25 protein-coding genes are annotated in these 24,046 nt (G+C 70.3%); 18 read left to right on the top strand and 7 right to left on the bottom strand.

All coding sequences use genetic code 11. The features are described from left to right. Positions 1-291: 291 nt before the first annotated feature. Entirely contained in the window at positions 292-789 is a 498-nt protein-coding gene (locus IEY36_RS06215) for a nuclear transport factor 2 family protein (protein WP_188966032.1), read from the bottom strand. Positions 790-834: 45 nt separating this feature from the next. Here IEY36_RS06215 and IEY36_RS06210 point away from each other — a divergent pair, with 45 nt between their 5' ends. The 9 genes from IEY36_RS06210 to IEY36_RS06170 all read left to right on the top strand — a co-directional run bounded on the left by IEY36_RS06210 (position 835) and on the right by IEY36_RS06170 (position 7,133). Further along, on the top strand, positions 835-2,919 hold the full coding sequence (locus tag IEY36_RS06210) for a prohead protease/major capsid protein fusion protein (RefSeq protein WP_188966031.1): 2,085 nt from the start codon (positions 835-837) through the stop codon (positions 2,917-2,919). Positions 2,920-3,032: 113 nt separating this feature from the next. Continuing rightward, positions 3,033-3,383 (top strand): DUF2190 family protein, encoded by a 351-nt coding sequence (locus IEY36_RS06205; protein WP_188966030.1) that lies wholly within the window; start codon positions 3,033-3,035, stop codon positions 3,381-3,383. Further along, positions 3,383-3,781, top strand: coding sequence for a M15 family metallopeptidase (locus IEY36_RS06200; RefSeq protein WP_188966029.1), 399 nt, complete (start codon positions 3,383-3,385; stop codon positions 3,779-3,781). The genes IEY36_RS06205 and IEY36_RS06200 overlap by 1 nt, the downstream gene beginning before the upstream one ends. Beyond that, positions 3,778-4,170, top strand: a complete 393-nt coding sequence (locus tag IEY36_RS06195; protein ID WP_188966028.1) for a hypothetical protein — start codon at positions 3,778-3,780, stop codon at positions 4,168-4,170. The genes IEY36_RS06200 and IEY36_RS06195 overlap by 4 nt, the downstream gene beginning before the upstream one ends. Positions 4,171-4,332: 162 nt before the next feature. Beyond that, positions 4,333-4,641: a head-tail joining protein gene (locus IEY36_RS06190; RefSeq protein ID WP_188966027.1), complete on the top strand. Its 309-nt coding sequence runs from the start codon at positions 4,333-4,335 to the stop codon at positions 4,639-4,641. 9 nt (positions 4,642-4,650) lie between these two features. Further along, entirely contained in the window at positions 4,651-4,974 is a 324-nt protein-coding gene (locus tag IEY36_RS06185) for a phage holin family protein (protein WP_188966026.1), read from the top strand. After that, positions 4,971-5,699 (top strand): DUF6441 family protein, encoded by a 729-nt coding sequence (locus tag IEY36_RS06180; RefSeq protein WP_188966025.1) that lies wholly within the window; start codon positions 4,971-4,973, stop codon positions 5,697-5,699. The genes IEY36_RS06185 and IEY36_RS06180 overlap by 4 nt, the downstream gene beginning before the upstream one ends. Before the next feature lie 2 nt (positions 5,700-5,701). Beyond that, on the top strand, positions 5,702-6,142 hold the full coding sequence (locus IEY36_RS06175) for a hypothetical protein (protein WP_229681167.1): 441 nt from the start codon (positions 5,702-5,704) through the stop codon (positions 6,140-6,142). A gap of 34 nt (positions 6,143-6,176) precedes the next feature. Beyond that, positions 6,177-7,133 (top strand): phage tail tube protein, encoded by a 957-nt coding sequence (locus tag IEY36_RS06170; protein WP_188966023.1) that lies wholly within the window; start codon positions 6,177-6,179, stop codon positions 7,131-7,133. Between the two features lie 45 nt (positions 7,134-7,178). Here the strand turns inward: IEY36_RS06170 and IEY36_RS06165 are convergent, their stop codons facing one another. Next, positions 7,179-8,225, bottom strand: a complete 1,047-nt coding sequence (locus tag IEY36_RS06165; protein ID WP_188966022.1) for a medium chain dehydrogenase/reductase family protein — start codon at positions 8,223-8,225, stop codon at positions 7,179-7,181. A gap of 493 nt (positions 8,226-8,718) precedes the next feature. Between IEY36_RS06165 and IEY36_RS06160 the strand changes: the two genes are divergently transcribed. The 6 genes from IEY36_RS06160 to IEY36_RS06135 all read left to right on the top strand — a co-directional run bounded on the left by IEY36_RS06160 (position 8,719) and on the right by IEY36_RS06135 (position 13,973). Next, positions 8,719-9,096, top strand: coding sequence for a hypothetical protein (locus IEY36_RS06160; protein ID WP_188966021.1), 378 nt, complete (start codon positions 8,719-8,721; stop codon positions 9,094-9,096). 164 nt (positions 9,097-9,260) lie between these two features. After that, a complete protein-coding gene (locus IEY36_RS06155) occupies positions 9,261-9,422 on the top strand; it encodes a hypothetical protein (RefSeq protein WP_188966020.1) in 162 nt (53 codons plus the stop codon). Then, entirely contained in the window at positions 9,412-11,586 is a 2,175-nt protein-coding gene (locus tag IEY36_RS06150) for a tape measure protein (protein WP_188966019.1), read from the top strand. Before IEY36_RS06155 ends, IEY36_RS06150 begins: the two co-directional genes overlap by 11 nt. A 112-nt stretch (positions 11,587-11,698) precedes the next feature. Continuing rightward, positions 11,699-12,589 (top strand): class I SAM-dependent methyltransferase, encoded by an 891-nt coding sequence (locus tag IEY36_RS06145; RefSeq protein WP_188966018.1) that lies wholly within the window; start codon positions 11,699-11,701, stop codon positions 12,587-12,589. 116 nt (positions 12,590-12,705) lie between these two features. Beyond that, positions 12,706-13,395, top strand: coding sequence for a hypothetical protein (locus IEY36_RS06140; RefSeq protein WP_188966017.1), 690 nt, complete (start codon positions 12,706-12,708; stop codon positions 13,393-13,395). Next, the gene (locus IEY36_RS06135; protein ID WP_188966016.1) at positions 13,392-13,973 is read left to right on the top strand and encodes a hypothetical protein; all 582 of its coding nucleotides are present in this window, start codon (positions 13,392-13,394) and stop codon (positions 13,971-13,973) included. The genes IEY36_RS06140 and IEY36_RS06135 overlap by 4 nt, the downstream gene beginning before the upstream one ends. A 38-nt stretch (positions 13,974-14,011) precedes the next feature. Here the strand turns inward: IEY36_RS06135 and IEY36_RS06130 are convergent, their stop codons facing one another. Continuing rightward, positions 14,012-14,584 carry a GNAT family N-acetyltransferase gene (locus IEY36_RS06130; protein ID WP_229681166.1) on the bottom strand — a complete coding sequence of 191 codons (573 nt, stop codon included), beginning with the start codon at positions 14,582-14,584 and terminating at the stop codon, positions 14,012-14,014. A gap of 62 nt (positions 14,585-14,646) precedes the next feature. On the opposite strand from IEY36_RS06130, the gene IEY36_RS06125 reads away from it, so the two are divergent. The 3 genes from IEY36_RS06125 to IEY36_RS06115 are packed head-to-tail and all read left to right on the top strand — an operon-like array spanning position 14,647 to position 18,876. Continuing rightward, a complete protein-coding gene (locus tag IEY36_RS06125) occupies positions 14,647-15,006 on the top strand; it encodes a DUF6950 family protein (protein WP_188966014.1) in 360 nt (119 codons plus the stop codon). A 21-nt stretch (positions 15,007-15,027) separates the two neighbouring features. Further along, positions 15,028-17,034 carry a phage tail protein gene (locus IEY36_RS06120; RefSeq protein WP_188966013.1) on the top strand — a complete coding sequence of 669 codons (2,007 nt, stop codon included), beginning with the start codon at positions 15,028-15,030 and terminating at the stop codon, positions 17,032-17,034. A 15-nt stretch (positions 17,035-17,049) separates the two neighbouring features. Further along, complete coding sequence (locus tag IEY36_RS06115; RefSeq protein ID WP_188966012.1) at positions 17,050-18,876, top strand: pectate lyase family protein; 1,827 nt, start codon at positions 17,050-17,052, stop codon at positions 18,874-18,876. A 243-nt stretch (positions 18,877-19,119) separates the two neighbouring features. Here the strand turns inward: IEY36_RS06115 and IEY36_RS06110 are convergent, their stop codons facing one another. The 4 genes from IEY36_RS06110 to IEY36_RS06095 all read right to left on the bottom strand — a co-directional run bounded on the left by IEY36_RS06110 (position 19,120) and on the right by IEY36_RS06095 (position 24,044). Next, entirely contained in the window at positions 19,120-19,794 is a 675-nt protein-coding gene (locus IEY36_RS06110) for a Dps family protein (protein ID WP_229681165.1), read from the bottom strand. Between the two features lie 10 nt (positions 19,795-19,804). Then, positions 19,805-20,635, bottom strand: coding sequence for an alpha/beta fold hydrolase (locus IEY36_RS06105; protein WP_229681183.1), 831 nt, complete (start codon positions 20,633-20,635; stop codon positions 19,805-19,807). Between the two features lie 200 nt (positions 20,636-20,835). Beyond that, a complete protein-coding gene (locus tag IEY36_RS06100) occupies positions 20,836-23,070 on the bottom strand; it encodes a xanthine dehydrogenase family protein molybdopterin-binding subunit (protein WP_188966011.1) in 2,235 nt (744 codons plus the stop codon). After that, a complete protein-coding gene (locus IEY36_RS06095; RefSeq protein WP_188966010.1) occupies positions 23,067-24,044 on the bottom strand; it encodes an FAD binding domain-containing protein in 978 nt (325 codons plus the stop codon). The genes IEY36_RS06100 and IEY36_RS06095 overlap by 4 nt, the downstream gene beginning before the upstream one ends. Between the last annotated feature and the right edge of the window lie 2 nt (positions 24,045-24,046).

Below are 24,046 nucleotides of genomic sequence, written 5' to 3'. Positions count from 1 at the left end.
GGCAATCGACCATTCGAGTCTCCCTGACCTATCTCAGCGGTGTGCCGCCACTCAGCCTGTCACCGAAATCGTTACTGATGCAGTTGCTCCCTGTCCACGCGCAACCGAGGGAATAGGCATCTCGCTCGACACCGATCCGCGCCGGGTGGCGAAGTCCGGCGCCGCCCAGGACGCCGCGCAGATGGCTGCGGTGGAGATCGCTGCAACGGGTGCTGCGACCCAAGGATCCGCTGACCGGCCGCGACCCGATGAAGCGCGCATCATCTCGGACGGCGACGCCGCGGGGCGCTCCTATGTCGCCGAATAGAAGGTCTTCTCACTTATGGACCACCCGCCATCATCCCGCCGGATCATGGAGAGGAAGTCGGTGTAGTCCCGACCGTTCCAGCGCATCGACACTCTCACGACAGCAGCACGCCCGGCGCGTTCGATCGAGAGAATCTGCATGTCGAATGGCTCACCGACCGCTTGCCTGGATCCCAGGTCCGCGGCGTAACCCACGAATTGCTCGCGTGTGAGGCCTCGCCAGTCGCCGCCTCGGTATCCCTGGATCCGAGCTGTCGGATGGAAAGCAGCGTTCAGTTTCTCTGGGTCGCACTCGTGCATGCCGTCCATGTAGAGCCAAGCGACGCGCTCAATATCCGCAAGATCTGCGTCCCGCATCATACCCTCCCTTGCCAACCTGCCCTGCAGCGTATCGCGGGATAGGGTTCCACGGGATAGCCCCGTAGCGCCGAATTGCGCGGCGCAGAAAGGCACGCAGCTGGGCGCGGTCGAGATCGACGCCACCGGCGCCGCGGCTCCGCCGCGCGAGACCCCAGCACAGGGCTGAGCATGACCGAGACCACCGAACCGGGCGGCAGCGATGCTGCGCCGGATGCCCCATCCATGACCATCGTGGCGCAGCGCGCACTGGCGGCCCCGGCCACTGTCGATCGCGCCGCACGCTCCGTCGAGGTCGTGTGGTCCACCGGCGCCCGCGCGCGCAACTTCGTCCCCGCCCTCGGCCTGATCACCGAGGAGCTGGAAATGTCGCCGAACGCGGTGCGCATGGACGCGCTGCGCTCCGGCCAGGCGCCGGTGCTCGACACCCACCGCCGTGGCGGCGCGCGCGATGTGCTCGGCCGCGTCACCGCTGCCCGCCTCGAGCGCGGGCGCGGCTACGCCACGCTGCAGTTCAGCACCGCTGCCGATGTGGAGCCGGTCTGGCAGCGCATCGCCGACGGCACGCTGCGCGCGGTCAGCGTCGGCTATCGCGTGCACCGCTACGAGCCGCGGCCCGATGCCGCCACCGGCGAGACCGTCCACCGTGCGGTGGATTGGGAGCCCTTCGAGATCTCCGTCGTGCCGGTCCCCGTGGACCGCGACGCCGCAGTCCGCGCGCAGGGGGAGCAGGGCCTCCCCGCGCCAGCGATCGAGCCCGCCCTGCCTGATGAGGATCCACCCATGCCCGAGACGACGCCGGAGACCCCGGCTGCTGCCCCGTCGGCGCCGCCGTCCGCCGCGCCGTCCACCACCCCGCCCCAGGAGGCCACCGTGACCACCACGCTCAGCGCCCCGGTGCCCGCGCCAACCCGCGCAGCACCGGACCTCGACGCGGTGCGCGCCGAGGCCCAGCGCGCCGAGCGCGAGCGCATCGCCGGCATCGACGCCGCGGTCGACGCCGCCCGTGCCCTCCTGCCGGCGGACCGCATCACCCCGGTCCGTGCCGAGGCCATCGCCCAGGGCTGGACCGGCGACCAGGCCCGCCGCGCTCTGTTCGATGCCCTGGTGGTGCAGGGCCCGCGGCCGTCCATTCCCGCCCGGCCTGAGACCGGCGCCGGCCACGACGACCCGGCGCAGATCCTCGACGCCATGGCCGAGGCGCTCGCCGCCCGCGCGATGCCGGGCTACCAGCCCCAGGGGGAGAATGGTCGGAGCGGCCGCCACGCCGAGTTCATCGGCTGGCGTCCCTCCGACATGATCGGGGAGTTGCTCCGTGCCCGCGGCGAGCGCGGCGTGCCCCGCAACCCGACCCTGCTCGCCGAGCGCGCCTTCCACACCAGCTCTGACTTTCCGCTGCTGCTGGCGGCGGCAGCCAACAAGATGCTGCTCGCCGCCTATCAGCCGGCGCAGCCCACCTACCGCCAGGTCTTCCTCCGGCGCGACTTCCGCGACTTCAAGCCGCACCGCCACCTGCGCATCGGCGACTTTCCGACCCTGCTGCCGCTCGCCGAGAACGGCGAGATCCAGGTCGGGACCATGTCCGAGAGCCAGGAGATCGTCCTGCTGCAGACCTTCGCGCGGCGCATCCGCGTCACGCGGCCGATGCTGGTCAATGACGACCTCGGCGCCTTCACCGACTTCGCCGCCGCCATCGGCCGCCGCGTCGCCGAGTTCGAGAACGCCACCGCCTACAACCTGCTGAACTCGGCCAATGGTGACGGCCCGACGCTCTCCACCGGCAGCGCGCCCGTGTTTGCCACCGGTGCGGCGCGCGCCAACAAGGCCAGCACCGGCACCGTGCTCGACACCTCGACCATCGGCGCCGGCCGCACCGCCATCATGAAGCAGCGCACGCTGGACGGCCTGCCGATCTCCATGGGCCAGACCATGCGCCTGCTGGTCGGGCCGAACCTCGAGCTCGCCGCGCGCCAGGCGACGGTGGTGGTGCAGGCGAGCGAGATTGGCAAGGCGAACGTCTTTGCCGGCTTCGTGCAGCCGGTGATCGAGCCGCTGATCCAGGCGAACCGCTGGTACCTGTTCTCCGACCCGGTCGCCGCACCCGTCTATGTCTACGGCTACCTCAACGGCGCCGAGGGGCCGCAGGTGACGACCGGCCCGGTGCATGGCGCGGATGGCGTCGAAGTCAGCGTGATTTTCGACTTCGGCGTCGGCGCCATCGACTGGCGTGGCGCTTGGTTCAATCCGGGCACCTGATCCTTCCCACCACGCAGCAGCTTCGTCGAGGGCGCCCGTCCCCCGGGTCCCCAGCCAAGCATCCGCTTGGCTGGGCGGGGTGGGGCGCCTTCGGCGTTTCAGGAGACCCTTCCATGCGCAACTGCATTCGTCCCGACGCGCGCTCCATCCCGATGGTGGTGCCCTATGCCGGGGGGATCCTCTCCGGCCAGGGCATGCTGGTCGGCGCGTTCTTTGGGGTGGCGGCGTCCGACGCCGCGCAGAACGCCAGCGTCGACTGCGAGACCCGCGGCGAGTTCGAACTGACCAAAGAGCCCGCGCTCGCCATCACCCAGGGTGCGCGGGTGTTCTGGGACAACACGAACCGGCGCATCACCACCACGGCGACCGGCAACTTCCAGGTCGGCCTCTGCACCGTCGCCGCACTCGCCGCCGATGCCACGGTCCGCGTGATGCTGGCCCGCGTGCCGGCCTCGGGGGCGTGATGAGCGCGCTGCTGCCGCGCGACCGCGCGCGCCTCGAGGGCGTGCACCGCGACCTGGTGCGCGTCGTCGAACGGGCCCGCCTGGCGGTGCCCTTCATCGTCACGGAGGGGCTGCGCTCGCGCGAACGCCAGGCCCGGCTGGTCGCGATCGGCGCCTCGCGCACGATGAACAGCCGGCACCTCACCGGCCATGCCGTCGATCTGGCCTACTGGCTCGACGACGGCGACGGCGCGGTGGAACAGGGCGAGATCCGCTGGGACTGGCCGCTGTACGAGCAGATCGGTGCGGCGATGAAGGCTGCGGCGAAGGACCTCGGCGTGCCGATCGCTTGGGGCGGCGACTGGGCCTCCTTCCGCGACGGGCCGCACTTCGAGCTCGACCGCACGGCGTATCCGTGACCGGCGCCGCGATCCTCACGCTGCTTGGCCGGCACGCGCTGCCGATCGGTCTGGCAGCAGCCGTCGCCATGATGGCGCTGACCGCCTGGCACTTCCGATCGCAGCGCGACGCCGCCCGCGTCGATGCCGCGACGGCCAGCCGCACGGCGGAGGCGAACGCGGCGGCGCTGGCCCGCGCCACCACCGAGCACGCGCGCCATGTCGCCGCGCTGACCGGCGATGCCGAGCGCGCCCGTGCCCAGGCCGCGCGCCTCGGCGCCAACCTGGAGGCCCTCCGCCGTGATCCGAGCCACGCTGCCGGCGCTGCCCCTGTGCTGCGCGATGCTGTCGAGCGCCTGCGCGCCAGCCGTACCGCCGGAGATCCGGCTGCTGCCGCTGCGCCTCCCTGACGCGCTGCTCGTGTGTGCAGACGCGCCGGAGCTGCCGGCCACGCAAGAGTTGAGTCAGGGGCAGGTGGCGGAGCTGCTGCTGGCCTACGACGCGGCCTACGCCGACTGCGCCGGGCGGCTGGCGGCGGTGCGACGGCTGAACCACGCCGACGGGAGCGAGCAGTGAGCGCCTTCGCCGACGCGATGGCGACCCTGGTCGCCGATCCAAATCTCGGGGTCGAGGCGGTCTACCGCCAGGGCGGCAGTGGCATGCCGATCGCCCTTCGGGTGCTGCGCTCCTCTCCGGATCGCGTGGCCGATGCCTTCGGCACCGAGATCCTCTCCGCGACAGACATCCTCTCGGTCGCCATCGCCCAGCTCCCCGACCTCGCCGCCGGCGACAGCTTCGCCCTCGGTCCCGACCTGCTGACCGTCACCCACGCCGAGCGCGACGCCTCCGGCACCGCCTGGCGCGTGCTCTGCCAGCGATAGGAGTTCGCCATGCCGCAGAACGCTCTCACCCTGCTGGAGATCCTGCGCGACCTGCTGCTCGGCGCCGCCGCCGGCCTGGCCGGTGGCTTCGTGCGCTGGAACAACCCCGAGCGCCGGCGCTTTGGCTGGTGCCTCGCTTGGGAGGTGCCCTCCGCGGCCTTGGTCGGCAGTGCCGGCTATGCCCTCGGCGGCTTTCTCGAGTTCAACGAATACGGCCGGTTCCTCTTCGCCTTCGTGTTCGGCTACCTCGGCCAGGCGGCGCTGCACGACCTCGCCGTCGCCATCATTCGCCACCGCGCCGGCCTGCCGCCCGGCGGCGGCGGCACGCCGTGAGGCTCGCCGCCCGTATCGTCGGCGACCTGCGGCAGGTGCTCGCGGCCGAGGTCCGGGCCGGCGAGCGCGCCGCGATGGCGGCGATCCGCGCCGAGACGGAGCAGGTGAAGGCCGAGTTGCGGCGGCAGGTCACCAGCAGCTTCGGCGGCAACGCGCGCGGGATCGCCAATGCCTGGCGCTCGCAGGTGTTCCCCCGCTCGGGGCAGTCGCTGCGGCCCGCCGGGCTGGTCTGGACCAAGGTGCCGAACGTGATCGACGCCTTCGAGCGCGGGGCGCTGATCCGCGCCAAGGGCGGGCGGAAGTTCCTCGCCATCCCGACCGGCTTCAACGCGGCCAGGGGACGCCGAGGGCGTGGGGAGAAAGGCGTGCGGGTGACCCCGGCGCAGATGGTGGCGTCGGGGCAGGCCTTCCTTCGGCCGTTCCAGTCGGGCCGGGGCTTCGTGTGGTGCCTGCCGCTGCGCCAGGGCGAGCAAACCGGCAGGCGACGCCGCACCCGTCTGCTCGCCGGGGGCTTGGCCGAGATCGGCACCGGCAACCGCAAGGGCCGCGAGGCCTGGGCGCGCGGCATGCTCCAGCGCGGCATGGTGCCGATGTTCCTGCTGCTGCCGCAGGTAAAGCTCGCCAAGCGGCTGGACGTGAAGGGTGCGGCGGAACGCGGCCTGCGTCGTCTGCCCGGGCGCTTCGTGGCGGCCTGGGAGCGCGAGAGCGGGAGGGCGGCGCCGTGAGCATGCGCGAGGCCGCAATCGCCGCGCTGCACGGCCGGTTGGCCACATCCTTGGCCGACAGGAGTCCGGCGCCGCTGGTGCTGCGCGGCGAGACCATACCGCAGCGGCTGCCGCCGGGCGGGCTGGTCGTCATCCGCGACGGCGAGACGGTCGAGGAGACGGCAATCCTGTCGCCGCTCACCTGGGCCATCGAGCATCGCGCCGAGGTCGAGGTCACTGTTGGTGGCGCGACGCCGGCGGCGCGCGCCATCCTGCTCGACGCCCTGCTGGTAGACATCGCCGCCGCCATCACCGCCGACCGCACCCTCGGTGGTGCGGTGGAATGGGCGCAGCCCGGTGCGCCCGACTTCGAGGATGTCGAGTTCGAGGGCGCTGCCGCGGCCCGCGCGGCTTCCTTCCCCGTCACGCTGTTCTTCACCGTCGCCGGCTCGCCGCTGGCCTGACGCTTCCCCCTCCCGCTGATCCCGGAGATCTCCGATGCCCCGTGCCATCGGCGCCAATTGCCGTCTGCTCATGACCCCCGAGGCGACCTACGGCACCGCGCCCGCGGGCGACTGGCTGCGCATGCCGTTCCTCTCCTGCGATCTCGGCGCCGAGCAACCGCTGCTCGATGCCGACGTCATCGGCGTCGGCAGCAGCCGCGATCCCGCCGCGCCCTTCCTCGACACCGTCACCGTGCAGGGCCAGGCGGTGGTGCCGGTCGACCTGGTCAACATCGGCCACTGGCTACGCCTGCTGCTCGGCCCGCCGACCACCACCGGCACCAGCCCGAACTTCATCCACAGCTTCGGCTCGGGCGCCGCGGCGCTGCCCTCGAACAGCATCGAGATCGGCTACCCCGACGTGCCGAACTACGACCTGTGCACTGGTGTGCGCGCGGACACGCTGGAGATCGATTTCTCGCCGACCGGCCCCGCTACCGCCACCTTCGGGCTGATGGGGCAGGGCTCGACGCGCGGTGCGTCAAGCTCGGGCGGCACGCCGACCAGCGCTGCCTACACCGCGTTCAACAAAGCGCAGGGGGCGATCAGCCGGAACGGTTCCGCGCTCGCCCAGGTGACCGGGGCGCGGCTGACCTACGCGAATGGGATGGAGATGGTTCGCACCATCCGCGCCGACCGGAAGGTGGAGGGCGTGGATCCCGGCATCGCCCGCGCCACCGGCCAGATCACCGCGCGCTTCGCGGACACCTCGCTGCTGACCCAGGCGCAGAACAACGCACCGGCGGAGTTCGCCTTCAGCTACACAATCGATGCCAACCGCAGCCTGACCTTCACGCTGCACGAGGTCTACTTGGCGCTGGCCAAGACCCCGGTCGGAGGGCCGGGCGGGGTCGAGGCAAGCTTCGAGTTCCGGGCGGCCTTCAACGCGACGGCAACGCGCATGATGACCGCCGTGCTGAAGAACCAGCAGGCGGGGACGGAGTATGCGTGACGTCCATGGCGCTGCGTGAAGACGGCTTCGGGCAGATTTCAGACCTTAGTGCAAGGCCGTCCCGTCGCGCCGCAGCGGGAGGTCTGGGCACAGGACGAGCTTGCCCGCGAGACCGCCCGCTTCGAGACGGCGGTGCGCCTCGGCGACCTCGTCGAAAGAGATCCGCTCAGCGACGCGTGGCCGGATGGCGCCAGTATCTAACAGCTCGAAAAGCCGCTCTAGGTCCTCCCGGAACCAGGCGGGATGGCGCGCCCGCATCACGTTGATCGAGTAGAAGCTGGCACGCTTGCTGCCAGGCAACCACCTCCATAGGTACAGGCGCGCAATCCACATCAAGATGCTGAGCATGCTGCGCTGCGCCTGCACGCCCGCCGAATAGCCAATGGCACAAAGCAGGCCGCCGCGCCTGAGCGCCGCGAACGAGCGGCGGTAGCCGTCCTCGCCGATGCCGTCGACGACGACGTCGAACCCGTCCGGCAGGACGCGCGTGAAGTCTTCGCGTTGGTAGTCGATCGGCGAGGCACCCAACTCGCGGATCAGCGCCGCGTGCTCGCCGCGCGCGGCGCCCCACAGCTCGAGGCCGGCCAGCCTGCCGAGCGCGAGCAGCGCTTGGCCGACGGCGCCGGCGGCTCCGTGCACGAACACGCGCTGGCCTCGCTGCACCCGGGCGGCGCGGTGCAAGAGCTGGTATGCGGTCGTCCAGCTCAGGATCAGCGTGGCCGCCTCCGCCGCGTCGAGACCCGCCGGCACGCGGGCCAGACGGTCGGCCTGGAGCGTACAGTAGGCGGCGTTCGATCCGAGGACCGTCATGTCGGCCACGCGGTCGCCGAGCTGAAAGTCCGTCACGCCGTCGCCGAGCTGATCGATTTCCCCGATGACATCGTAACCCAGCACGAACGGAGGCCGGCGGCGCGCGGTTTGCGGGTAGAGGTGGCGCCGGATCAGCACGTCGGTGTAATTCAGGCTTGAGGCGAGCACGCGGACCCGCACTTCGCCCCGGCCGGCCGTCGGCAGAGGGGCGTCGACCACCTCCAGCTCTTCGGGACCGCCAAAGCGCCTGACTCGAACAACCCGGTTGCGCGGCTCCATCATGGGCGTAGTCCTTGCAACCTCGCAATCCAGCGCACAGGCAGGACAACGTTCCGCGACGGCTTTGCCGGCCGTCGTCTCACCGCCATGTCGGACGGTCGGGCTAGTGTGAAATTCTAACTCGCCTGCCCCCAGCCCGCCCTTGATGTTCCGCAAAGTCTGCGAAGGGGAGCCGGCGCGCCGCCCCAGCGCGAGCCGGGCCCCGCTTTCGTCCAGGCCGCGCCCGCGACTGATCTGGCAGTGTGGGTCCGCAGACTTCGCGCGCAATGACGAATGATGGCCCCGGCGGTGGTCCGTGCCCCACTGGCATGTCCGCAACAGGTCGAGGCCAGCCGTGCGACGGACGTTGGTGACGGCATGCTGCCCTCGGACAGAGGGGTGTTCGGCTGACGCGGCGTTCTCTCGCCGGTGAATCACTCGTCGGCAACACAGCCGCGCAGCCATCTCGCGGACGGTGTGGCCGCAGTTCCTGACGACCTCAAGGCTGGAGAAGCCCATGCTCACCCTTGACCTCCCGGCCGAGCCGTACTGGCTCGACCTGCCACGCGACGTGCGTGTGGAGATCCGCCCGGTGACGACGGCCGTCATGGCTGCGGCGCAGGCCGCTGCCGCGCGCCGCCTCGCCGCGATCCGCATCGCCGATCCGGACCTCGACCCCGACATGTCGCGCGGCCTGTCCTTCGCCTTCCTGGTCAAGGCGCTGGCCCGGCACGCCGTCACCGCCTGGGACGGCGTTGGCGACGCCGCCGGCAAGCCGCTGCCGCTCTCGCCCGAGGCGGTGGAGCGCCTGATGGACCTCGACGACATCGCCGCGTCGTTCTGGGACCGCGCCACGGCGCCGGCCGCCGCAGTGGCCACCGAGGGAAACGGCTGAGGGCCCGCGCCGCCTGGCACTTCGGCCGCGGGCCCGACTACTGCCGCGGCTGCGCCGCCCTGGAGCGCGACTGCGCCGACGCCTGCCCCTACGCCGCGCACGCCCCCACCAGCATCCAGGGCCACGCCTGCTGGTCCGCCGGCACCGCTTGCGCCGAGGCGACCATGGCTGGCCTGACCCTCGACACCGCCGGCGCACTCGCCGCAGCACGCGAGTTGGGCGCCACCGGCTGGACCGCCGCCGAACTGCTGCTTGCCGTCCGCATCGGCATGGCCGAGGGCAGCACCGCCCGCCGGGACGGGGAGGGAAAGCCGCATGGCGGATAGCACGCGCCGCGTCTCGGTCCGCCTCTCGCTGGACGACGCTGCCCGGGTCAAGGCCGGGCTACGCGAGGTCGGCGAGACCGGCCAGCGCTCCCTCGACCAGATCATGGGCGGCGCCGAGCGCGCCTCGCGCTCGCTCGACCTGCTCGACGTCGCGGTCCGCGGCATCCATCTCGCCGGCGTGGCGGTCGCGGTGCGCGCGCTGGTCCAGGCCGGCGACGCGCTGACGCAGAGCCTCTCCCGCCTGCAGAACGCCACCGGCTCTGTCGAGCGGGCAAGTTCGGTCTACGAGGCGCTGTACCGCAACGCGCTGGTCACGGGCGTTGCCGTCTCCGAAAGTGTCGACGCCTTCCAGCGCTTCTCGATCGCAGCACGGGAGATCGGCGCCACCTCCGATCAGGTGGTCCGCCTGGTCGGCGGCCTGCAGCGGGTCGCCATCGTCTCCGGCGCCTCCACGCAGGAGATCTCCTCGGCGACGCTGCAACTCGCCCAGGCGCTGGCCTCCGGCGTGCTGCAGGGCGACGAGCTCCGCTCCATCCTCGAGGCCATGCCGCTGTTGGCCGAGGGGCTGGCCAAGGAACTTGGCGTCTCCATCGGTGAACTGCGCAAGCTCGGCTCCGAGGGCAAGCTCACCGCCGAGCGGGTCTTCCCGGCCCTGCTGCGCGCCACCGAACGCCTCGGCGCCGAGCTCGACCGCGCGCCCCTCTCGCTCGGCCGCGCCTTCGGGCAGCTGACGGCGGCGACCGAGAACTTCCTCGGCCAGCTCGATCGCGCCATCGGCCTGTCCACCGCGCTGGCCCGGGCGCTCTCGGCCGCCGCCCGCGCGGTGGACGGCGTCCGCCAGGGTGCCGGCATGCTCAGCGAGGAGGAACGCTTCGCCGCAATGCGGCGCCAGGCCGAGGCGCTGGCGACGCAGATCGCTCGGCTGGAGAGCCAGCAGGACGGCCGCGCCAGCCTCACCGCCCCGGTCCGCCGCGGCAGCATCCGTCCCGGCCTGGTCGGCGCCGCCGAGCAGCAGGCCGGGGTCGATCGTACCGCCCGGCTGGAGGAGTTGCGCCGGCAGTACACGGACCTCCAGACCGAGATCACCCGCGGCGAGCAGGCCGCCGGCGAGCGCCTGCGCAGCGAGCAGGAGAGCGCCGCCGCCCAGGCCGCCGAGGCCCGCCGCCGCCGCGCGACCCAGGACGTCCAGGAGCTCACCCGCGACCTCGACGACCGCTTCCGGATCAACCGGGAATACGAGGAGCGGGTCCGCCGCCTGCGCGAGGCCGAGGCCGCCGGTGGCGTCACTGCGGCCGAGCGCACCCGCCTCGAGACCCTGGCGCTGCAGGAGCGCGACGAGGCACTGCGTCGCCTCGAACCCCGCGTCGCCGCCGTTCGCCGCGCCAGCAATGAGGGCGCGCGGGAGGCGCGCGAGGCCGAGCGGGAGCTCAACGAGCTGCTGCGGGAGCGCGAGCGGCTGATCCAGCAGAACGAGACCGCCTATGAGCGCTACCAGCGCCGCCTCGCCAATCTCTCCAGCCTGGTGGAGCGCGCGGAGCGGGCCGGCCGGGCGGTGCCCGACGAGACCATCCAGCGCGAGGCGGTCGCAGCGATGGAGGAGCTGGAACGGGCGGAGGAGCGTGTGCAGCGCGGTGCGGAACGCACCTCCGACACCGTCCGCGAGCTGGGCCTCACCTTCTCCAGCGCCTTCGAGGACGCGATCGTCAAGGGCGAGAAGTTCTCCTCCGTGCTCGAAGGGCTGCTGCAGGACATCACGCGCATCCTCGCCCGCAAGATCATCACCGAGCCGCTCGGCAATGCGGTCTCGGCCGGGCTTTCGGGCATCTCCTTCGACAGCATGTTCACCGATGTCGGCTCCTGGCTGGGCGGGCTGTTCCGCGCCGAGGGCGGACCGGTCACCGCCGGCCAGCCCTATGTCGTCGGCGAGCGCGGGCCGGAATGGTTCGTGCCACGGCAGGCCGGGACGGTGCTCCCCAACGGCGTGGTGCCCGGTGGGGGCGGCCCGACCATCCACACCAGCATCACCATCGACGCCCGTGGCGCGGATGCCGGCGTCGAGGCCCGGCTGCGCCTGCTGGCCGGGCAGATCGCCCGCCAGGCCTCGGCCATGACGCTGGACGCGATCCGTCGTGGTGGGGCGGCCTACGACACGGTGCGCGGGTAGCAGCCAATCTGTTCCATTGGATCATCGGCGTGGTGACCGCGGCGTTGAGTCCTACACCGCCACCGTGGCACGATCTGCGCGGCATTCGATGCGGATCGGAGCTCGTCAGGCCATGCACGACCAGGCTGATCAACCCGCTTCACCGCCCACGGACAACCCACACACGTGGCAGGCCCGCTATTGGAACAGCGCGGCTACGGCGCCCTGGGTGAGCCTTCAGACGCGGCTAGACGAACTGCTCGCACCGCTCACGCGCGTCGCTCTTGATCGGGCGGCGCCCGGTCCAGGCGAGCAGGTGCTCGATGTGGGATGCGGGTGCGGCGACACGACCCTGGCTCTCGCCCACCGTGTCAGCGCGTCTGGTCGAGTTGAAGGCGTGGACATCTCGGCACAGATGCTGGCCAGAGCGAGAGAGCGCGTTGCCGCGGGAGATTTTCCACAGGTGGGTCTCACGCTAGCGGACGCCTCCAGCCATGCTTTCGAGCCGGCCGTCTTTGACCTGATCTTCTCCCGGGTCGGCGTCATGTTCTTTGGCGATCCGGTCGCCGCTTTCGCGAACCTGCGTCGTGCGCTGCGTCCTTCGGGGCGCCTCGTCTTCGTCTGTTGCCGCACGGCCGCAGAGAATGGCTACATCACGGCCGCCGTGCGCGCGGCCTTGCCGCTACTGCCGGCCGGAGCGGTGCCGGTGCCAGGGCCGGATCAGCCGGGCATGTTTTCATTTGCCGACCCAGCGCGGGTCCGGCGCATCCTTGAGGGCGCCGGTTTTTCCGAGGTGGAACTGACGGCGCATGACGAGCCCATGCGCTTGGCCGGCCCGGGCGGCGCCGCTGATGCCGCCGATTTCTCCATCCAGTTTGGGCCGTTGACGCGCGTTCTGGACGAGGTCGCGCCTGCACTGCGAAGCGAGATCCTCGCCGCTATCACGGAGACCTATCGTCAGCTCGAGGGCCCTGAGGGGGTGGTGCTTCCAGGCGCCTTCTGGATCGTCGCCGCGCGTCCATGACCAATCGCGCCATCGCTGTTGAGTGCAAGGGCCCCGGACTCACGCGCTGATCGGCAGGCCGGCTTCGCGCCCCTGGCCGAGGCGCGGCTCATCGCCATTCCGCGAGAGAAGGTGCTGTGACCGAACATACCTGGCCGACAACGCTGCGACCGTCGCGGCTGAGCTTCTACCTGCAGCACAACACGCTGCGCTTCGTCTCGCCGGTCAGCCGCGCCACCCAGGTGCTGCGCCGCGACGGGGCCCGCTGGATCGCCGAGGCCAGCTTCGATCCGCTGAACCGTATCCAGGCCGGCGAGCTGGAGGGGCTGCTCGCCGCGCTGGCCGGCTCTGCCAACACGGTCCGTATCTGGGACTGGCGGCGCGAATACCGCACCGGCGATCCGCGGAGCCAGGGCGAGGTCCCGAGCGGACCCTACTCCTTCTCGGACGCGACCATCTTCACCGATGGGACGGGGATGGTGGTGGGATCGGGCACGCCGTCGCTCGCCGCCGGTGCGGCGCGCGGCGCCCTCTCCCTGCAAACCCAGGGCTGGTGGCCGAACACGGTCGCGGTCGGCGCCGGCGACCATATCGGCCTCGCCGGGCGGCTCTACATGGCGACGGAACAGGTGATCGCCTCCGGCGCCGGCACCGCGACCATCCCGATCGCCCCGCCGCTGCGCGCCGCCGCCCCGCTCGACGAGCTGCTGGTGCTGACCACACCCACGGTGGCGATGCGCCTCGCCTCCGATGACGAGGGCGCCAATCCCACCCGGCCCGGCCGCTTCACCGCCATCACCATCCGCCTGGAGGAGGTGCTGCCATGACCGACGGTATCGCCGCCACGCCGCGCCTTTCGCCCCAGGCCGCGGCGGCGGCGAGCGCCCCGGTGGCGACGCCCGTCGTCCTTGTCGAACTCGACTTCGCCTCCGGCCCCATCCGCGCCTGGACCGGGCTCGGGCCGCTGCACTGGGCCGGTGTGACGTACGAGGGCATGGGCACCATCGGCGCCGTCTCCGACATCGAGGAGACCGCGGAACTTAGGGCGGTGCGCATCACCCTCACGCTGTCGCCCGTGCCGCAGGAGGTGGTCGATATCGCACTCGCCGAGCAGTCCTTTCGGCTGCGCCCGGCGCGGCTATGGGGCGCGCTGCTCGATGCCGAGGGCGCGTTCGTCGCCGACCCGTTCCCGCTCTGGGCCGGGCTGATGGACACCATGCAGGTGGTGGACGGGGCCGAGCCGCGCATCTCGCTCACCTGCGAGAGCCGCCTGGTCGACCTCGAGCGCGCCGAGGTGCGCCGCTACACCGATGCTGACCAGCAGGCGGAGTATCCGGGCGATCGCTTCTTCGAGTTCGTCCCCGCCCTGCAGGAGGCGGAGATCCGGCTGCCGGGAGCCGGCTGAGGGACCCACAGGCCGATGCGGTGGCGCCTGAGTGGCGACTACGCTGGCGGGATAAGCGCCTTGCGAAAGATGATCTTGTCTTCGCCTGCCCGATAGAATTCCCGGATGCGTGCCTCTTCGGCGTAGCCAAGCCGCCGATAGAACGCGCGGGTGCGCTCGAACTCGGGCAGACCCGACGTCTCGACCAGCAGCACCCGTTCGCCGGATGCGGCCAACGTGGTCTCGATGTGCCGCGTCAGCTTCGCCCCGACACCCTGTCCCTGCCGCGCCGGGTGCACCGCGATTAGCAGGAGGTTCCACGTCCCGTGGGTCATCCGCTCGGAGGCGCAGTACGCGACCGCCACAGGGCCGTCCTCGTCAACCGTGAGCCATATCTCGCTGGGTGAGCCGCCGTCGAAGTGGCCGGCCGTCATCTCGTCCAGCATCTCGGCGGGAAACAGTCCAGTCGCATCAATGACGGCCTTCAGGCCGGGCATGTCGTCGCGTGTGATAGCTCTGATCGTCACTGGCTCTCCCCGGGCTTCAAGCGGCTCCGCATCGGCATTCGCCGTTGAACGGTCGAGAGTTACAGCCTGCGCGAGCACATTGCGCGTGCCAATCGCCGGAGCCACACGCTCCGAGCCTCGGTAGTGCGCGGCCGCGGGCCAGGCCGACTGAAGCGGAGCCCAGATGCATGGTGATCGCCCGCCGTCCGGACTGGGCGGCGCGGCTGGCAGCCTTGCTGGCCGCCGCCGAGACGCGTCCCTTTGATGCGCATCGCTGGAACTGCGGGCGGTTTGCATTGGCGGCGGTGATGGCTACGACCGGCCGTCGGCCGGGGTGGCGCAGCCTCACCTCGCTGGAGGCCACGGCCGACAGCGCCGGCTTCCCGCGCATCCCGCCGACCTTCGCACGGGCTGGGGATGTCGTCCTGGCGGGCGATCCGCCGCGCCTCGGCGTCGTCGTCGACGGCGGCCGCGCCGCCTTCGTCGGGCCCCGCGGCCTGATCCGCATCTCCCTGACCGATTGCACCACCGCCTGGCGCATCGACTGACGTCTCGGAGGACCGCGCCCGATGCCTGCCGCCGTCCCCCTCATCGCCGTCGCTGCCGCCGGTATCGCCTCCACCGCCGTCGGCGGCGGCATCATCGGCGCCGTGGTCGGCGCCGGCGCCGCCTTCATCGTCTCCGCCATCGGCCAGTCGGTCTTTCCCCAGAAGCAGAAAAGGCAGGCCAGCCTCAGCCCGCAGGCGGCGGCCATCGCCGGCTTCGACGCCGGCCAGCCCGGTGCCGGCCGCACCCAGGCTTTCCGCCAGCCCGTCACCGAACACCAGATCGTCCTCGGCCGCTGCAAGGTCTCCGGCCCGATCGTCTTCCTGCACTCGGCGACTGACGATGAGGGCCGCACGGACGGCTACTTCTACTCGGTGGTCGTGCTCGCCGCGCACCGCGTCCGCGCCATCGGCGCGGTCTATCTCGGCGACAAGGTCGAGAGCGATGGCTCGCTCGCCGGGCTGGCCCGCATCGACCGCCATCTCGGTGATCCCGACCAGGCGGCCGATGCCAACCTGATCGCCGAGACCGGCGGCCAGTGGACCAGCGAGCATCGCGGTCGCGGCCGCGCCTATGTCGCCGTCCGGCTCAAGCTTACCGCCGAAGCCTTCCCAGCCGGCCCGCCCAATATCGCCGCCATCGTCGAGGGCACCGACACCATCCTCGACCCGCGGACGGGGATGGTGGGCTGGTCCGACAACCCGGCCCTGCTGCTCGCCTGGTACCTCACCGCGCCCTTCGGCTGGCGGGCCTCGTGGTCCGACATCGACATCCCCGCGCTGATCGCCGCGGCCAACATCTGCGACGAGTTGGTTGGCACCCGGGCCGGGGTCTACGAGCGCCGCTACACCGCCAATGGCGTGCTGTCGCTCGCCGAGGGCAAGATCGCCATCACCCGCAAACTCGCCGCCTCCATGGCTGGAGCATTGGTTGTTAGTGGGGGGCGGTTCTTCATCCATGCCGGGGCGCCGGCGCTACCGGCGGCCACCCTGACCTCCGACGATCTCCGCGGCGACGTCACCATCCAGGGGGCGCGGCCGCGGCGGGATCTCTTCAACGGGGTGCGCGCCGTCTATGTCGAGCCAGCGGCCAACTGGCAGCCGACCGACGCGCCGCCGCTCCTGGCCTCCAACTATGTCGCCCAGGATGGCGGCGAGATGATCTACCGCGACCTCGAATTCCCGCTGACCACCTCGGTCAGCACGGTGCAGCGGCTCATGAAGGTCGAGCTGGAGCGCAACCGCCGCCAACGCACCGTCGCCTTCCCCGCCAACCTCTCGGCGCTGCGGCTACGGCCCTGGGAGGCGGCAGCGGTCGCCCTCGACCGGCTGACGCCTTTCCCGGCGCGGGTCACCGCCTGGTCGCTGGCGGCCGAGGGCGGTGTCGACCTCACCCTGGAGGAGGAGGACGCCGCGGTATGGGACTGGAACCCGGCGGTCGATGAACGCGCCACCGGCAGTAACCCCGCCGTGGTGCTGCCCAACCCGGGCGTCATCGCCGCCCCCGCCAGCATCGCGGTGGAGACGCCGGAGACGACGGCCTTTGCCGTCCTGGCCGTGTCCTGGGCCGCGGTCGGCTCCTCCCATCTCGCCGGCTACCAGGTCGAGTTCCTGCCGGCCTCCGTGGCGGCCTGGCAGGGCTACGGTGGGTCGCTCGGCGCCACGGCGGCGGTCCTCCCCACGGCCGAGCCGACCGGCTTCCGGGTGCGTGCCGTGGCGCGTAGCGGCGCCGTGTCAGGCTGGCGGCAGGCGCTCGTCCCGGCCGCGGTGGCGGCGCCCACGGCGACGGGAATTGCCGGCGGCATCCGCCTCGCTGGTGGCTTTCCGGCCGACGCCGTCCGCCTGCAGGTGTTCGAGGCCAGTTCGAACAGCCTCGCCGCAGCAACCAAGCTGCCCACCGAGCCGACCAGCCTCTTCTGGGACCGCACCGGCCTCAGTGTCGGCGACACCCGTTGGTATTGGCTGCGCGCCGTCTCGGCCGAGGGCAACGTCTCCGCCCTGGCCGGCCCCGTCACCGCCACCGCGCTCTGAGCCGGAGCATCCCACATGCCCGCCCGCATCGACGACCTGCTGGTGCTCGACACCGCGGTCAGCAAGACCGATCTCGCCAAGTACCTGCGCGACCGCGAGACCGTGCTGCCAAATGACTTCGGCGGCCTCGGCGATGGCGTCGCCGACGATCGCGCCGCCATCCAGGCCGCCTTCGATCGCGCCGCGGCGGACCAGAAGTTCGCGGCCATCCCGCCCGGCACCTGGAACGTCTCTGCCGGCGTCACCCTGAGCGGTAGCGCCCGCGGCCTGATCATGCACGGCATCATCCGCTACACGGGATCGGCCGCGGCCTCCGTGCTGACCCTTGGCGACGGCGGCACCACCCGCAATGGCGAGAAGCACTATGCCGGGCTGCAGGTCATCCGGCAGACCCAGTCCGATTGGCTCGACGAGGCCGATATCGGCATCCTGGTGCGCAACATCGACGCCTCGGTGGTCGAGCTGCGCCTGGTCTCGGGCTTCACCATCGGCATGCGGACACTGGGCGACGGCCGCGGTGTCGAGGACAGCACCTTCCAGCTGGGGCGCATCCTCAACAACCGCATCGGCCTCGACATCCACTGCGCCACCGCCACCGCCTGGAACACCTCCATCCGCTACTATGGTGGCCACTTCGCGATCGCGACCGGGATCAACCCCACCATCGACCGCTTCGGAATCCGGCTGTCCAAGGCGGACGGAGCCTATTCCAACCACAACCGGCACGTCTTCGACGCGCCGAACTTCGAGCTGCGCCAGCTCGACCCGAATGTGGCGATCCCCTTCCTGAACGAGACCAGCGGCTCGGCGATCATCGGCCGGGCGCTGCGCATGGAGGCCTGCTCGCCGATCGTCGCCCGGCACACCGCCGCGGCGCAGGACTGCGAGTACGAGATCGCCTGGTCCAACACCTACCAGGTTGGCATCGACTACACCGCCACCGCCACCCGCTGCGGCAACACCGTGATCAACCGCCACCGCGCGCCGGCGTCGCGCCATCTGCGGCTGCTCGGGGCGGTGCCGAACGTCCGCGCCCAGGCCTTCCGGCACAGCGCCACCGAGATCGGCGTCGAGGGGCTGGCGGTGGTCGCCACGTCCACGACCAGCGCCACGACGCTCTCCGGCCTGTCCTTCAACGGCCTGGACGACATCACGCCGACAGGGCGCGGGCTGCTGCTCGCGGCACAGCGGGGCCTGGCTTTCGTGGTGGAGTGCTCACAGGCCAAGGAGTTCGCGCTGGTGCATTCCCTGGTCGGCGGCGCTGACGGCGGGCGTATTTTCGTGCGCTGCTTCGATGCGTCGATGAATGTGCGGGAGAATGGCGCCGGCGACGCGCTGGCCTCGATCACCACCCTGCTGTGGAACGTCCCGTCCAAGGCGTGGACCGGCGGGGCGGCCATGGCCGACGCATCGCTGAACAGGCGTATGACGGTGCGGCTCGGCGCAGGCGTGGCCTTCGCCCAGATCGGCATCGTCGGCTTTGACGGGCAGATCGAGCTCGAAGCGCTGCGGCTCTACGGGCTGCCCGAGGCGGCGCCTGCCCTGCTGTGTGGCACGCCCGCTCTACCGGCGGGGCAGCGGGAGTTCTCCGCCGAGGTGTCCTGGGACCTGCCGAGCCTCGCACCGGGGGCGACCAGTCTGCTCGACGTCACCGTCAACGGTGCTCGGCAGGGGGACCTTGCCCAGGCGGCGCTGGCCTCGTCGACGCGCTTCGTCGAGCTCAACGCCGCGACTTGGTCCAACAACACGGCGCGCGTCATGGCCAGGAACATCTCGCCGGCAACGTTCGATTTGGCGGCGGCGACACTATCCGTGGCCGTGACGAAGCGGCGGGTGCCGTGAACGAGCTCAGAACACGCGGCTGGCGATCATTAGCAGCCTGTCGGGCCGGCCGGCGCTACGACAAAGCAGAGGCACAGGATCCCGATTCCATGTTCTGGCATTCTGCTTGTGCATGGGGTCCCGTGAGGTCGTCGCCGCGCCTGCTTCCCCGCAGGACCTAATGGCGCTCACGAGCAAATTGGAGCGGGTGAAGAAGGTTTCTCCATCGCCCGCAACCTCTGGGCCATCATCGATGACAATGGTCTACGCGGACCGCAATGTCTCGCAGAGAAACCAAGCGCGGCGCTCAGCGTCGTCGACCCATACCTCGATGAGGCTCGCCGTCGCCACGTCCTTGTGTTCGTTGCAAAGATCATGCGCTGCAAGCAGCACGGCAGCGTAAGCCTCATTGTCTTCCAAAAGCTCGGCGAGCATTTCCGCGGGGCCAACGTGGTCCACTTCGTTCGGCTTGACCCGAGACATCACGGCCGCCTGATTGATCGAGCGGAGCGTTGTGCCGCCAATCTTGCGGACGCGCTCGGCAATGTCGTCGGTGATGGCAAAGATCTTGTCGGCCTGGTCATCGAACAGGAGATGATAGTCCCGAAAGTTCGGACCGGAGACGTGCCAATGGAAATTCTTCGTCTTCAAATACAACGCCAGACTGTCAGCGAGCAGCATGTTGAGCGCGTCGGAGATGTCCTTGAAGGCGTCTGGGCCGAGATGAGTTCGCGCGCCGAGGCCGCCGCCCGAGCGCGGGGCTGGGGTCATCATCGTCAACTTCCGTCCTTCCTTTGCATCCGAATCCGGGTCAATCGGGTCGGCATCCGCCATCGTCCTGCCCGGACGCGGCAACTGCTGCGGCTGGCATATGGGACCTTCGTCCTGCCCGCTTGGTGCGGCGTGGACGTGCCGCTGCGCTAACCGGCGCGAGATCATCGCGCCGCGATCAGCTTTGCAGGAAGCTGAGCATGTCATCGTTCAGCTTCTGCTTGTGCGTATCGGTGATCCCATGCGGGGCCCCGGCATAGACTCTCAACCCTGCATGCGGGACGAGGCGCTTTGCAGCTCGGGCGGCTGCATCGATCGGCACGACCTGATCGTCGTCGCCGTGCACAATCAAGGTCGGCTTGTCGAACTTCCTGAGATCATCGGTGAAGTCCGTCTCGGAGAATGCCTTGATCGAGTCGTAGGTGTTCTTGTGGCCACCCATCATGCCCTGCAGCCAGAAGCTGTCGATCATACCCTGGGAGGGCGTGGCGCCGGGCCGGTTGAAGCCGAAGAAGGGCCCGCTCGCGATGTCCTGATAGAGCTTGGAGCGGTCGGCGATACTGGCCGCGCGGAGGCCGTCGAACACCGCGATAGGCAGCCCACCTGGATTGGCCTCGGTCTGCAGCATGAGTGGCGGCACTGCGGAAATCAGGCCCAGCCGCGCGACCCGGCCCGTCCCGTGGCGGCCGACGTAGCGCGCGACCTCGCCACCGCCGGTCGAGAACCCGAACAAGGAGACCGCACGCAGGTCGAGAGCCTCGATCACCTGCGCCAGGTCATCGGCATAGTGGTCCATGTCGTTGCCGTCCCAGGGCTGACTGGATCGGCCATGGCCGCGGCGGTCATGCGTGATGACGCGAAACCCGTTGCTGGCCAGGTGGAAGGCCTGCGCCTCCCAGCTGTCCGAGCTGAGCGGCCAGCCATGGCTGAGGATGACGACCTCGCCATTGCTCGGGCCCCAGTCCTTGAAGTAGATCTCGACGTGATCGCGCGTGGTGAGTCTGGGCATGGGCGTGGCTCCGGTGCCGGCAAGGGTGCCGGGATGTGTTGCGTGTGCGGGATCGCTGGCCAGCGTGGCTGCGGCGGTGAATGCGGCACCCGACAGGAGCAGACTCCGGCGCGACGCGAGCACCATGACTGCTGCCTCATCGGCGGTTCGGGCTTCGGCCGCCTCACCCTCGCGCCGGTCGTGCCGTGCATGCTGGTTCGTCATGCGGCCAACACGTCCTCGATGCGGATCGGAAGGTCGCGCACACGTTTGCCTGTCGCGTGGAACACCGCATTTGCGATTGCGGGCGCCATGCCGACGAGCGCGATCTCGCCGAGACCCTTCACGCCAAGCGGATTGACATGCGGGTCGTGCTCTTCGACGAACAACGCCTCGAGTGCGCCAATGTCGAGGTTCACCGGCACGAGATACTCGGCCATGTGCGCATTGACCGGGCGGCCGTCTCGCTTGTCGAGCAAGGTGCGCTCCATGAGCGCCATGCCGATCCCGCCGACCATGCCACCGGTGCATTGGCTGGCAGCAAGGCGGGGATTGATGATGCGGCCGGCCCCATAGGCGCCAACCGCGCGACGCACACGGATGGTCCCGACATCGGGATCGACTGCGACCTCGGCGAAGACGGCGCCGAATGCGTGCATCGAGTACCGGCCCGCCACCTCCGGATCGCGTTGCGCCGATGCGTCGGCCTCGATCGCCTCACCCGCACGGACCACGATGTCTTGGTAGCTCTCGCCATACGATGAGTCGCCGTGGCGACGCAGGCGTCCCTCGTGCCAATGCAAGGCGTCGGGCGTTGCGTCGAAGAAGGCGGAGCGCCGGTCGGCAATGGCGCGGCGCGCCGCCTCCTGCTGCACCGCGATGCAGGCCGCACGGATCGCCGAACCGACGGACGCCATGGTCCAGGAGCCGCCATGCGACGGCGTCGGCGGATAGTCCGAGCGGCCCAGCCGGAAGCGAACCTGACTCGGCGGAAGACCCAGCGTCTCGGCGGCAACCTGCGTCATCGACGTGTAGGTGCCGGGCCCCATGTCGCTCGCCGCAGCCTCGACCTCGGCGGTGCCGTCGGCCTGCAGGCGGACCCGCGCGCTGGCCGGCGCGTGGTAGGCCGGATAGCTCGCGGAGGCCGTACCCATTCCAATCAGCAGCCGGCCATCACGCATGGAGCGAGGCGCCGGGTTTCGCCGCGACCAACCGAAGCGCTCAGCCGCCGTTGCGTAGCATTCCATCAGCGAGCGACTGGAGAAGGGCTTGCCGCTGCTCTCGTCGACGACGGGCTCATTCAGGCGCCGGAGTTCGATCGGGTCGATGCCGAGTTCGTAGGAAAGCTCATCCATCGCGCATTCGAGTGCGAAGATGCCGCTCGCCTCGCCCGGTCCGCGCATGTGGTTCGGTGTGCCGGTGTCGAGCTGCACCAGGCGATAGCGCGTGCGCAGGTTGGGGCAGGCATACATGAGGCCCGAGGCTGCGGTCAGCGCCTCCATGAATTCCTCGTGTCGGCTCGTCTCGCCCATGCCCTCATGCACGAGGCCGGTCAGTCTGCCATCTGCGGTCGAACCAAGGACGATGCGTTGGTGGGTGCGCGGACGATGGCCCGTCAGCGAGAACATCTGCTTGCGGGTGAGAACGAGCTTGACGGGCCGCGCAACCTCGCGTGACGCCATGGCTGCCAGCGTCACATGCGGCCAGGTCCTGAGCGACGTCCCGAATGCGCCGCCGATGAAGGGGCAGATCACCTGCACGTCGTCGGCGGGAATGCCGAAGACGGCGGCGATCTCGGCCTGCTCGTTCACGACGTACTGGCTCTTGCTCCACAGCGTCAGCCGGTCGCCGTCCCACGCAGCGACGGTCGCGTGAGGCTCCATCGGGTTGTGGTTCTCGCGAGCGATGCCGTAGGCCGCATCGATCCGCACGGGCGCGCGCGCAACCGCGACGTCCGCATCGCCACGCGAGGTGTCCGCGCGAATCCAGGCATCCGGCTGAATGCCCGCTGCAGGGATGACGGTTGTCGCGCCTGGGCCGACCGGTTCGACAATGGGCTCCTCGGCGATGTAGCGGACATTGAGGCGGGCAGCGCCATGGTCCGCATGGTCGAGCGTATCGGCGATGACCACCGCGACCGGCTGGCCCTGGAAGTGCACGAGATCGTCCTGGAGCACGTGCAGGCGTTCGCCGACCGCCGGGTCGATCACCGCCTTGTGGGGCAGGTAGGCGAGCCGGGGCGCATTGAGATGCGTCAACACCGCGATGACACCCGGCATGCCGAGAACCTCTTCGGCGTCGATGCCCGAGACGCGGCCCAGGCCGATCGTCGCACCGACGATGACCGCATGGGCCTGGCCCGGCTGGTTGAAGTCGGCCGCATACTGGGCGCTTCCCGTCACCTTCGCGCGCCCGTCCACGCGAGCGAGTGGCTTGCCGATGATGTTCGTGGTCATGCCATATCTCCGGCCATTTCGAGGGCGCGGACGATGGTCCGCCGCAGCAGGTCGACCTTGTAGTGATTGCCGGACAGCGGCCGCGCACCCCTCACGGCCAGTTCCGCGGCGGCCGAGAATGCTTCCCGAACCGGCGCCTTGCCGATGAGTGCGGCTTCGGAAGCGCGCATGCGCCAGGGCCGCGTGCCGACGCCACCGGCGGCGATGCGCGCGCTCAGGATCCGGTCATCCTGGATGTCGAGTACCACTGCCGTGGAGACGAGTGCAAACTCGTACGAAGCCCGGTCGCGCACCTTGAGGTAGCGGGCTTTCCGGGCCGGTGGACCGTCCGGCACCCGTACCTCGACGATCAGTTCGCCGGGCATCAGCGTGTGCTCGAGGTGTGGCGTCTCTCCCGGCAGACGAAAGAGATCCTCAACCGGGAAGCTGCGTTCGCCTTCCGGCCCGCGCACCCGCAGCGTCGCGTCGAGGGCGACAAGTGCCACGGCCAGGTCCGAGGGATGCGTTGCGACGCAGTGTTCGCTCGTGCCCAGGATCGCATGGCCGGCATTGAGCCCGCCGATGGCCGAGCAGCCGGTTCCTGGCATGCGCTTGTTGCAGGCTGCGTCGCGCATGCGGAAGTAGGGGCAGCGCACGCGCTGCAGGAGGTTGCCGCCAATCGAGGCGGCATTGCGCAATTGAGGTGATGCGCCTTCGAGCAGGCTCTCAGCGATGAGTGGATGCAGCCGCAACGTCTCCGGATGGCCCGCGACGTCGGCCATGCGGGCAAGTGCACCGATCAGCAGATCGCTGCCTTCCGCTCGGATTTCCGCCAGCGGCAGCGCATTGATGTCGACCAGGTGCCGAGGTTGCTCGATCTCTTCGCGCATGAGGTCGATGAGGGTCGTTCCGCCGGCCAGGAAGCGCCCACCTGCCGCCGCGGCCCGTAGCGCCTCGTCCTCGGTGCGGACCTTCTCTAAGCTGAAAGGGAACATTT

Origin of the sequence: Neoroseomonas lacus (assembly GCF_014644535.1) — a bacterium.
Lineage (GTDB): Bacteria > Pseudomonadota > Alphaproteobacteria > Acetobacterales > Acetobacteraceae > Neoroseomonas > Neoroseomonas lacus.
Note: the sequence above shows the minus strand (reverse complement) of the source record. Positions and strands in the feature narration are given on the sequence as shown.